The organism is Streptomyces albicerus (assembly GCF_008905045.1).
Classification (GTDB): domain Bacteria; phylum Actinomycetota; class Actinomycetes; order Streptomycetales; family Streptomycetaceae; genus Streptomyces; species Streptomyces albicerus.
The window spans coordinates 57,522-68,372 of sequence record NZ_VWMY01000062.1 but is presented as its reverse complement, the minus strand read 5'-3'; the positions used below and the strand labels follow the sequence as shown (position 1 = coordinate 68,372).

The following is a 10,851-nucleotide window of genomic DNA, read 5'->3' as shown; positions in this document are numbered from 1 at the left end:
TTCGGGCTGGCCCGTGAGCTCAACATCGACGCCGAAGGCATCGACATGGGTCCGTCCCCGACGGATGCCGCCCTCGCCGCCGATCTGGCCCTGCCGATCGAGGAGCTGGAGCTCACCGTTCGGTCGTACAACTGCCTCAAGCGTGAGGGCATCCACTCCGTGGGTGAGCTGGTTGCGCGCAGCGAGGCCGACCTCCTGGACATCCGTAACTTCGGTGCGAAGTCCATTGACGAGGTCAAGGCGAAGCTGGCCGGGATGGGCCTGGCCCTGAAGGACAGCCCGCCCGGATTCGACCCGACCGCCGCCGCCGACGCCTTTGGTGCCGACGACGATGCGGACGCGGGCTTTGTGGAGACCGAGCAGTACTAGGCGCTCCGCGAGGAGGCCGAATTTCGGCTGCGGGCCCGCTCTGGCTGGTCGCGCAGTTCCCCGCGCCCCTTACGGGGGCGCGGGTCCCGCCCCTCTCTCGCGGGAGGGGCTGGTTGTTGCCGGTGAGCGTCCGCTCGCCGGGTCCTGACCCCGGTACCTCATACGGCCGGGGCAGATGCCAAGGAGAAAGAAATGCCGAAGCCCACCAAGGGTGCCCGTCTGGGCGGCAGTGCCGCGCACGAGAAGCTGCTCCTCGCGAACCTTGCGAAGGCGCTCTTCGAGCACGGCCGCATCACCACGACCGAGGCGAAGGCCCGTCGGCTGCGGCCGTACGCCGAGCGTCTGGTCACCAAGGCGAAGAAGGGCGACCTTCACAACCGCCGTCAGGTGCTCTCGGTCATCACGGACAAGAGCGTCGTGCACACGCTCTTCACCGAGATCGGCCCGCGCTACGAGAACCGTCCGGGTGGCTACACCCGTATCACCAAGATCGGTAACCGCCGTGGCGACAACGCGCCCATGGCTGTCATCGAGCTGGTGGAGGCCCTGACCGTGGCCCAGGAGGCCACCGGTGAGGCCGAGGCGGCGACCAAGCGTGCCGTCAAGGAAGACACCTTCAAGAAGGACGCCCTCACGAAGGACGCTCCGGTTGAGGCCGAGGCTGCCGAAGAGGTTGTCGAGGACGCCAAGCCGGCCGAGGACGCCGCTGAGGAGTCCAAGGACGCCTGAGGCTTCGTCTCGCGGTCTTGAGCGGGTCCGCCCCTTCCCGGGGCGGGCCCGCTTTCGCGTTTCCGGAGACGATGTGGCCCTGAGAGGATCTGTGTGTGAGTGACGAGGTAGAGCCCGGGTTCGTGCGGGTGCGGATGGATCTTTCGTACGACGGGAGCGAGTTCTCCGGGTGGGCCAAGCAGGCCGAGGGGCGGCGGACCGTGCAGGGGGAGATCGAGGACGCGCTGCGTACGGTTACGCGGTCGCGCGGGACCACGTACGAGCTGACCGTGGCCGGGCGGACCGATGCCGGGGTGCATGCCCGGGGGCAGGTGGCGCATGTCGATCTGCCCGAGGGGGTCTGGGGCGAGCAGCGGGGGAAGCTGCTGAAGCGGCTTGCCGGGCGGTTGCCGAAGGATGTGCGGGTGTGGGCGCTCAGGGAGGCGCCCAGCGGCTTCAACGCGCGGTTCTCGGCCGTCTGGCGGCGGTACGCCTACCGCGTCACCGACAACCCCGGTGGAGTCGATCCGCTCCTGCGCAATCACGTCCTCTGGCACGACTGGCCGCTCGATGTCGAGGCCATGAACGAGGCCGCGCGGGGGCTTCTCGGGGAGCATGACTTCGCCGCCTACTGCAAGAAGCGGGAAGGCGCCACCACCATTCGCACGCTGCAGGAGCTGAGTCTGGAGCGGGGGAGTGACGGGATTATCACCGCCACCGTGCGGGCTGATGCCTTTTGCCACAATATGGTGCGGTCGCTGATCGGAGCGTTGCTGTTCGTGGGGGACGGGCATCGCGGCGCCGACTGGCCCGGGAAGGTGCTTGCCGCCGGGGTGCGGGACTCCGCCGTGCATGTGGTGCGGCCGCACGGGCTGACGCTCGAAGAGGTCGGGTATCCGGCCGACGAGCTGCTCGCCGCGCGCAACAAGGAGGCGCGGAACCGGCGGTCATTGCCCGCGGCCGGGTGCTGCTGAGCTCCCGCGATGGGGGACAAGTGGACACGTATGCCCACTGTGCCGTGTGATGAAACCCCTGCGTAACACGTACGTTCGGACGTAACCTCTGAAACTCGGTTATGATTCCGCTGCTCGGCTGAAGGTTCGATTAGGGATCAGCCGGGTTTGGGTGGGGGTAACGGGCCGGAATGGCCCCGGGGGTTGTGCATGAGTGCAGTGGGGACTGCTCGTGTTCCGCAGAACAGGAAGCGCAAAAGGACGCCGCAAAGTCACGGGCTCCTGCCGACGCCGCCGGACGACGTCGAGAAGTACTCGTACTCGCGTCGGTACCTGTGGGTGCTGACGGTCGGTTCGCTGATCAGCTTCGCGTGTCTGGCGATGAGCCAGTTTCTGTTCACGGCGTCCAGTCCGTGGTTCTGGCTGACGCTGCCGTTGCTGGCGTTCATCATCGCGGACTACCTGATCTCGTTGTACCTCGACGGGCTCAGCAAGGACTTCGACATCAAGGGCCACAAGCGCCTCGTACGCCAGTGGCGTCCGGCCGTGTACCCGAGCGTCGACATCTTCCTGCCGGTGTGCGGTGAGCCGCTGGAGGTGCTCCACAACACCTGGGTCCATGTGAACCGGCTCGCCGGCAGCTACCAGGGCGTCGTGAAGACGTACGTCCTGGACGACGCCGCCGAGGAAGAGGTCGGGGCGATGGCCGCCGACTTCGGGTTCCACTACGTGGTGCGGCCCAACCGCGGCTGGTTCAAGAAGGCCGGCAACCTCAACCACGCCTTCGAGAAGACCGACGGCGATCACATCCTCATCCTGGACGCCGACTTCGCGCCGCGCGCCGACCTGCTCGACGAGCTGCTGCCGCACATGGACGACGACGAGAAGGTCGCCATCGTGCAGTCGCCGCAGTTCTTCCGCATCGTCGACCGGCAGAACTGGATCGAGCGCGGCGCCGGAGCCGTGCAGGAGCAGTTCTACCGGTCCGTACAGACGTCCCGTGAGGACAAGGACGGCTCCATCTGTGTCGGCTCGTGCGCCGTCTACCGGCGCAAGGCCCTGGAGCAGACCAACGGCATCACGCTGATCGAGCACTCCGAGGACATGTACACCGGCTTCGACCTCAGGGCCCTCGGCTGGAAGCTGCGCTACGTGCCCGTCGCGCTGTCCGCCGGTGTGTGCCCGGACACGGCCGGCGCTTTCCACAACCAGCAGTACCGCTGGTGCATGGGCTCGCTCGAGCTGCTCACCAGCAGACGGTTCTGGGAGATGGACCTCAAGTTCAAGACCCGGCTCTGCTATGTGTCGGGCTTCCTCTACTACCTTCAGACCGCGCTCGCCACGTTCATCGCGCCGGTCATCCCGCTCGCCCTGATGATCCTGCGGCCCGACCTGCTGCGCGCCGAGGCCGCGCTCTGGGTACTGCCGAGCGTCGCGTACGTCACGCTGGTGCTGCCGCTGTGGCACCGGGCGCCGTACCGGCTCGAGGCCTGGGCCGTCCGGATCATGTACGGCTGGTCGCACGTCTTCGCCGTCTGGGACGTGCTGCGGGGCCGCCCGATGGGCTGGAAGCCCACGGGCTCGGCGGGCGCCAAGAAGAACGGCATGCGCCGCTACTGGAACTGCATGATCTTCTGGACCGGCGGCACCGCCGTGGTCTGGGTGGTCGTCGCGGCCTGGCGCATGCTCACCCTTTATCCGCCGGACTTCGCGCTGATGCTGTCCGCCGGCCTCTTCTACGCGATGGTCGTCGGCCGTGTCCTCGTACAGCCGCGTGCCCAGGAAGTGCAGGAAGCGACCGCATGAGTTTTTCCGTACGCCGAGTGCGGGCATCACGTCCCGTGCGGGCGCTCGCCGCCACGCTCCTCGCCGGAGCGCTGCTGGCCGGGTGCAGCACGTTCTCCGAGGAGGGCCGAGACCAGTACGAGCGCGGCCAGGGGGAGAAGCCGGGTGCCGAGGGCACCGATGAGGCCACCGAGTCCGCGAAGCCGGAGCCGCCGTACGACGTGCGGCCGCTGCTGCAGCCGGCGAAGGACTACCTGGGCGTGGCCGCGGACGGTGCCCCCGCCAAGATGAAGGCCGTCGAGGACTTCGCGAAGCGGGCGGGCAAGAAGCCGAACCTGATCGAGTTCTACTCCGCCTGGGGCGACCAGTACGAGCAGGAGCTCGTGCAGAACTCCTGGGACTACGGTTCCGTGTCGTTCATCGCCTGGGAGCCCTTCGAGACGAGCATGAAGGACATCGCCTCCGGCAAGGAGGACGCGTACATCCGCGAGTACGCGAAGTCCGTCAAGGAGCTGAACCTGCCCGTCGCGCTCAGCTTCGCGCACGAGATGAACGGCTTCTGGTACCCGTGGGGCACCAAGAAGACGAGCGCGGCGGACTTCACCGCCGCGTACAAGCACATCCACGACATCTTCGACGACGAGGGCGCCACCCAGGTCATCTGGGTGTGGAGCCCGAACGTCACCCACCCGATGCCGAAGGTGAAGCTCAAGCCGTACTGGCCGGGCGACGACTACGTCGACTGGGTCGGCGTCATCGGTTACTACGCGGCCACCGGCCCCAACACGTACGAGACGCTGTACGGGCCGACGATGACCCAGATCCGGGTCTTCACGAACAAACCGTTCATCATCGCGGAGACGGCCGCGCAGGCCGGCGAGCGCAAGCCCGCCGACATCAAGAGCCTCTTCCAGGGGACCGCCAAGCGTGACGACGTCATCGGGTTCGTCTGGTTCAACTTCGACAAGGAGACGGACTGGCGCATCAACAGCGGTCCGTTGTCCGAGAAGACCTTCCGGGAGCAGGCCAAGAACTCGAGCTTCGGATTCGATGTGACGAAGCCATGAGCGACCGACGCACGCCCACATGGGCGGACGACTCCGAGTTGTACGACGAGTACGCGTACGGGCAACAGCAGAGCCATCAGCAGTACGGCAACGGCAACAACGGATACCCGCAGCAGAACCAGCAGCATCAGCAGTACGGCCAGGGCAGTCAGCAGCAGTATGCGCAGGGCAATCAGCAGCAGTACGCCCCCGTCGACGAGGAGCAGCAGCGGTACGCGCAGCAGGAGAGCCTGCGGCAGTACGCGCAGCAGGCCCAGACCCGGCCCCGGGCGCAGACGACCTACCCGCCGCAGCAGCAGGCCGGCGCCTACCAGGCCGGCTATTTCACGGAGACCGGCAGCTGGCGTTTCGACGTCCACGGCCGGACGACCTCGTACCCGGACCAGCAGACCTACGACACGTACGCGCCATACGACCCGTACGCCTCGTACACCGCGGTCGAGCCCGAGCCGGCTCCCGCGCCTGTCGCGCCCGAGCCGCAGAAGCCCGGCTACACGCTGCCGCCCGTGCAGGAGTCGGCGTGGGCGGTGGACACACGGCGCAGCAAGCTGCTCGGGCGCGGCGTGCTGCTGTGCATCCTGCTCGTACAGGCGGGGCTGTCCCTGCGGCTGAGCGGGACGGCCTTCCAGGACGAGGCGCTCTATGTCGCGTCGGGCCACTACGAGCTGGCCAACCTGCTGCACGGCACCAAGCTGCCGGTGGACTTCGCGGCCTACTTCTCCGGACACCCCAAGCTGTACCCGGTGCTCGCGGGCGCCGTGGACAGCCAGTTCGGCCTGGCCGGCGTACGGCTGGTCAGCCTGTTCTTCATGCTGGGTGCCACCGGGCTGCTCTACTCGCTCACCCGGCGGCTGTTCAATCTGCGTGCCGCGCTCGGCGCCGCCGCGCTGTTCTCGGTGCTCCAGTCGACGATGGTGCTCGGCAACTTCGCCACGTACGACGCCGCCGCCGTCTTCCTGCTCGCGCTGTCCGCCTGGGCGGTGGTGCGCACCGACCGGATGGGAGCCGCGGCCGTACTGCTCGCGGCGCCGCCGGCCGCACTCGCGTTCGGAGTGAAGTACGCGTCGGGTCTGTACATCCCGACCCTGGTGGTCCTCGCGGTGATCACCGCGCACCGGCACCGCGGCATCCGTTCGCTGGGCCGTGGTGTGGTGCTGGGCGCGGGCATCGTGGCGCTGCTCGGGATCGGCTACTACTTCTCCGGGCCGCTGGGCGGCATCAGCTCCACCACCACCGACCGTGCGAAGGGCACGGACACGGCGGCGACGATGCTCCAGCACAGCGCGGAGTGGGGCGGCCTCGTCTTCCTGGCCGCGCTGGGCGGCACGATCGCGTACACGGTGCGCGCGCGGATGGGCGAGATGCCGTGGATCGGCGGCGAGACCTCGGGGCGCTGGCGGCGCGCCACGCTCGGCCTGGTGCTGACGGGTACCGCGCTGCTCGCCCCGGCCTACCAGATCCATCTCCAGACCGAGATCTCGCTCTACAAGCACGTCGGCTTCGGACTGTTCTTCGCCGCGCCGCTGGCCGGCCTCGGCATGGCCCGCCTGGTCGGCCCGCACTTCCGGCATCCGCAGCTCGGGATCCTCCTGTACGTCCTGACGCTGGTGTTCGGCATGGTGCAGGCCCAACGCGCGTACAGCTTCCCGGACTCCACGCAGATGACCACGTACCTGCGCACGGTCGTCGACAAGAAGGGCACCTACCTCGCCGAGGAACAGGAGGTCCCCGCCTACTACCTGCGGGACAAGACCGACTGGACCCAGTGGCAGAACTCCTACTTCATGGACTACCGCGGCAAGGACGGCAAGCAGTACACCGGCCCCGACGCCTTCCGGCAGGCCGTCCGTGACGGAAAGTTCGACGCGATCGTGATGCACGGCTCGGTCAGCCCGGAAACGTACAAGGCGGTCAAGGAGGGGTTGAAGAACAACTCCCACTACCGGCTGGCGGCCGTGTTCCCCTACACCACGAGCAGCGGAGAGAACGCCTACCGGATTTGGGTGAAGCGATGAGTCTCGATGCCTCCGCTCCGTACGGTGGCGGGTACCCCGACGCCCAGGGCGGCCAGGATCCGTACGCGGGTCAGGGTGCCTACGGCGGGCAGGGCACATACGCCGGTGGTCAGGGCGGATACGCCGACCTGGGCCACCAGGGCACCTATGCCGACCCGGCGCAGGGCGCGTACGCGGGGCCCGGGCAGTACACCGGCCCCGGGCAGTACGCCGAGCCGGGGCAGTACGCCGATCCGGGCGCGTACACCGCTCCCGGGCAGCAGCAGGCCCAGGTCGCCGAGCCCGTCGCGCCGGAGCCGGTCGCCCCGCAGCAGCCCGCGGACGAGCCGGGGGAAGAGGAGCCCGAGGGTCCGGAGGGCGGGCGGCTCGCTGCCGCCGTGACCTTCCTGCTGCCCACCGCACTCGCCTTCGCCCTGATCCTGCGCGGAATCGGCGACCGGCAGCTGTGGCGGGACGAGCACGCCACCTGGTGGGCGGCCCAGCTGTCGTTCCACGACCTGAGCGTGCTGATCCGCTCCATCGACGTGGTGTTCACGCCGTACTACGTGTTCATGCACCTCTGGATCTCCGTCGCCGGGGACTCCCCGACCGCGATGCGCATCCCCGGCGCGGTGGCCATGGCGGCCTCGGCGGGACTGCTCGCCCTGCTCGGACGGCGGCTGTTCACCACCCAGGTGGGACTGCTCGCGGGACTGGCCTTCGCCGTCGTGCCGGTCATGACGCGATACGGGCAGGAGATCCGGCCGTACGCCTTCGCGGTGGCCGCGGTGCTGCTGTCGACGCTGCTGCTCGCGCGGGCGCTGGACAAGCCGTCGTTCAAGGTGTGGGTCGCCTACACGCTGTCCGTGCCGCTGATCGGCTGGAGCCATCTGGCCTCGCTCGCGGTACTCGGCGCGCATCTGGTGATGATCCTGATCGCGCGGCGATCGGGCGACAAGATCGTGGGCTGGGCCTATGCCGCGGCCTGCACCCTGGGCATGTGTTTCGTCATCCCCATGGCCGTGTCGGGTTCGGGACAGAGCGGACAGATCGCTTGGAACAACCCGGTCTTCAAGGACCTCGTGGAGTTCCCCAAGAACCTCTTCGGAGCCTGGGCGGTGGCCGTGCCGGTCATGGCGCTCGGCGCGATCGGACTGTTCTTCGCGGGCCGGAAGGCTCTGCCGCTGGCCGTCTGGATCGTGCTGCCACCCGTGGCGACGTACGTCACCGCCGCGCAGCTGCACCTCTTCCTGCCGCGCTATCTGCTGTTCACGGCTCCCGCGTGGGTGCTGCTCGCTGCCGTGGCCGTGTGCAGGATCGCCGGACCGGTGGCCGGGGCGAAGGCCGGTTCGGGCGCGGCGGTACGGCGCGGCTTCGGCTGGGTCCTCGTGGCGGCCACGGTCGCCGGGATCGCCTACCAGTCGCTGCCGGGCATCCGTGAGACCCGGCAGAACGCGCTGGGGGAGCCCGACTTCCGCGGTGCCGCGCGGATCATCGAGGACCAGCAGCGCAAGGGCGACGGCATCGCCTTCAGCGGTGTGATGTCCGAACGCCGGGCCATGGACTACGAGATGCGGCACGACAAGAACCGTCCGCGCGACTGGCTGATGTACCGCACTCCGCAGGAAATAGGGTCGTTCGGTGCGGTCGAATGCCCGAAGCCCGCGAAGTGTCTTGCGAAGGCCGGCCGGCTCTGGATCGTGTCGACGACGCTCGACGGAAATCCGTTCAGTGGCATGCCGGACGAGACGGCGACCGTGATCCAGAAGAACTTCCGTGTCGTGAAGACGCGGAAGCTGGAGTCTCTCCAGCTTGTGCTCCTCGAGAAGAAGCGCGACGCGAAGGTCGATGACTCGTCCGACGAAAAGGACGACGCGGCCAAGCGCAAGGTTCATACCTGAGCTGGGTTTCCGGACGCGGGGAAGTCCCGCGTCCGGTGGGGGGCAATCGAATGGGGAGGGGAAAGAAGATGACGTACGACGTGGGGGCGGACGTGGCTGTCACCGTGGTGATGCCTACGTACAACGAAGCCGCCAACCTGCCGAGAATGGCCGAGGCGGTGCTTCAACTGCCGCTCAGAGGACTCCACTTGAAGATAGTGGACGACTCCAGTCCGGATGGTACAGGACGGATCGCCGAGGAGCTGGCGGAGAAGTACAACTGGGACGGGGTGCGCCGGATGAGCGTGCTGCACCGGACCGAGAAGGACGGCCTCGGGCGCGCGTACGTCGCGGGCATGAGCGCCGCGGTCGACGAGGGCGCGCAGTACGTCGTGCAGATGGACGCCGATGGCAGCCACCCCGTGGAAGCGGTCCCACGCATGCTCGGCACCGCCGTGGCCTCGGGTGTCGGCCTGGTCATCGGCAGCCGGTACGTCGAGGGCGGCCAGCTCGACGACGACTGGGGCGCGCACCGTGTGCTGCTGTCCCGCTTCGCCAACCGGTACGCGCGCACGGTGCTCGGCACGAAGATCCGTGACATCACGGCGGGCTTCAACCTGTGGTCGGCCCAGACCCTCCGCGACGTCGACCTGCACTCCCTGGACAGCGCGGGCTACAGCTTCCAGGTCGAACTCAAGTTCAAGGCCGTACGTGCCGGTCACTCCGCGGTCGAGATCCCGATCCGCTTCGAGGAGCGGACCGAGGGCGTCTCGAAGATGACCCTGCGCACGCAGCTGGAGTCGGCCGTGGTGCCGGTGAAGCTGCGGCTCAAGCACAAGCAGTAAGCAGCGAACGGCCGGGGCGGCGGCCTGCCTGTGGGCGGGCCGCCGTTCTGCTTGTCGGCGGCCGTTCCGCCGGTCGAACGCCGGCTACTGGTTGGCCGCAGCCGAGGCCTGGGCCTCGCCGCGGCGGTGGATCTGCCGGAAGGTGAACTCGGCCAGGTCGTCGCCGGTGGTGAAGACCTTGGAGTCCTTCTGGGTCACGTCCTTGCCGTTGGTGAAGCCGGCGACCGTGAAGTACGTATAGCGGCCGTACGAGTTGGTGGTCGAGCGGCAGATCGCGGAGCGACAGAAGGTGGGGACGCCCTCGCCGGAGAGGGACTGCACGACGCTCTTGCTGTCGGCGTCGTTCTTCGCCTGGAGGGCCTTGCCCTCGGTGTCGAAGACGGCCACGCCCACCGTCACCGCGACCCCGTCCTTCTCGTACGTGACGCGCATCAGCCGGGTGCAGTCGTTCTTGGTGAGGACCGCGCCGAGCGTGCCCTGGGCGGCCGACGCGCAGGTCTTCGTGGACGCCAGCGCGCCCTTCTTGTAGACGGTCTCACCCATCGTCAGCTGCGTGCCCGGGAAGAGGGTGTCCGGGCCGAGCGGCGCGGTGTCCTTCTTCACGTTGCCTATGAAGTCCTTCGGGTCCAGCGGCGGCGGCGCCGAGGTCTCCTCGAACGTCGGGCCGGGACCGGTGGTGTCCGGTGGGATGTCCGTGGTGGCGGGCAGCTGGGAGGCAGGTCTGTTCGAGGCCTGTTCATTGCCGTCCGCCGAGACGACGGCCATGGCGACGGCCGCGCCCACCCCGATCGTGGCGAGCGCGCCGCCGCCGACCAGCAGCCATCTGCGGCGCCGGTTGCGCGATTCGGACGCCTCGGCCAGCGCCGCCCAGTCCGGAGTCTGATTGCTCCACTGCGGCGGCTGAGAACCCGATCCCCCGGGACCCCACTGGGGTCCCCCCTGCCCAAAGCTCATGGGCCGCATCTTAGACGGGACAAGGGGTGTGCTGGTCCGCATCACCAAGCACTCGAGCCCCTGGCGTGACAAGCGTGCGGTGTTCTCGGGGCGTATACCCCCAGACCCCCGCCGGTCAAAGGGGGCATCTCCGGGTGGTTGGTACAGACGGCGTCCTGGCACGCATGGGCCCGCCGCCGTGATCGCGTGGCGGGCGGCCGGGCCACGTGTGCCCGTGCGGAGCTACCCTGAAACCACGCGGGCGCCTGCGGGTGACCGCGCGTTTTGACCCGTACGGGCCAGCAAAGGTATTCTTG

The 10,851-nt window shown here is 68.4% G+C and carries 9 protein-coding genes; 8 read left to right on the top strand and 1 reads right to left on the bottom strand.

Features of this window, described 5'->3' with window-relative positions; genetic code table 11:
- From GAS53_RS41845 to GAS53_RS41810, 8 genes are all read left to right on the top strand, one after another.
- A partial coding sequence (locus GAS53_RS41845; RefSeq protein WP_318723514.1) for a DNA-directed RNA polymerase subunit alpha C-terminal domain-containing protein occupies positions 1-369 on the top strand: 369 nt, incomplete at its 5' end.
- A 192-nt stretch (positions 370-561) separates the two neighbouring features.
- Complete coding sequence (gene rplQ / locus GAS53_RS41840; protein WP_151483001.1) at positions 562-1,098, top strand: 50S ribosomal protein L17; 537 nt, start codon at positions 562-564, stop codon at positions 1,096-1,098.
- Between the two features lie 95 nt (positions 1,099-1,193).
- The gene (gene truA, locus GAS53_RS41835) at positions 1,194-2,051 is read left to right on the top strand and encodes a tRNA pseudouridine(38-40) synthase TruA (RefSeq protein ID WP_151483000.1); all 858 of its coding nucleotides are present in this window, start codon (positions 1,194-1,196) and stop codon (positions 2,049-2,051) included.
- A gap of 189 nt (positions 2,052-2,240) precedes the next feature.
- Entirely contained in the window at positions 2,241-3,836 is a 1,596-nt protein-coding gene (locus tag GAS53_RS41830; RefSeq protein WP_151482999.1) for a glycosyltransferase family 2 protein, read from the top strand.
- Positions 3,833-4,882: a glycoside hydrolase family 26 protein gene (locus tag GAS53_RS41825; RefSeq protein ID WP_151482998.1), complete on the top strand. Its 1,050-nt coding sequence runs from the start codon at positions 3,833-3,835 to the stop codon at positions 4,880-4,882. The genes GAS53_RS41830 and GAS53_RS41825 overlap by 4 nt, the downstream gene beginning before the upstream one ends.
- Positions 4,879-6,897, top strand: coding sequence for an ArnT family glycosyltransferase (locus tag GAS53_RS41820; protein ID WP_225859414.1), 2,019 nt, complete (start codon positions 4,879-4,881; stop codon positions 6,895-6,897). The genes GAS53_RS41825 and GAS53_RS41820 overlap by 4 nt, the downstream gene beginning before the upstream one ends.
- Positions 6,894-8,777, top strand: a complete 1,884-nt coding sequence (locus GAS53_RS41815) for a glycosyltransferase family 39 protein (protein WP_151482997.1) — start codon at positions 6,894-6,896, stop codon at positions 8,775-8,777. Before GAS53_RS41820 ends, GAS53_RS41815 begins: the two co-directional genes overlap by 4 nt.
- Before the next feature lie 68 nt (positions 8,778-8,845).
- Entirely contained in the window at positions 8,846-9,601 is a 756-nt protein-coding gene (locus GAS53_RS41810) for a polyprenol monophosphomannose synthase (RefSeq protein ID WP_151482996.1), read from the top strand.
- Between the two features lie 84 nt (positions 9,602-9,685).
- Here GAS53_RS41810 and GAS53_RS41805 read toward each other — a convergent pair whose 3' ends face one another.
- Positions 9,686-10,555, bottom strand: a complete 870-nt coding sequence (locus GAS53_RS41805; protein WP_192583503.1) for a hypothetical protein — start codon at positions 10,553-10,555, stop codon at positions 9,686-9,688.
- Positions 10,556-10,851: the final 296 nt, after the last annotated feature.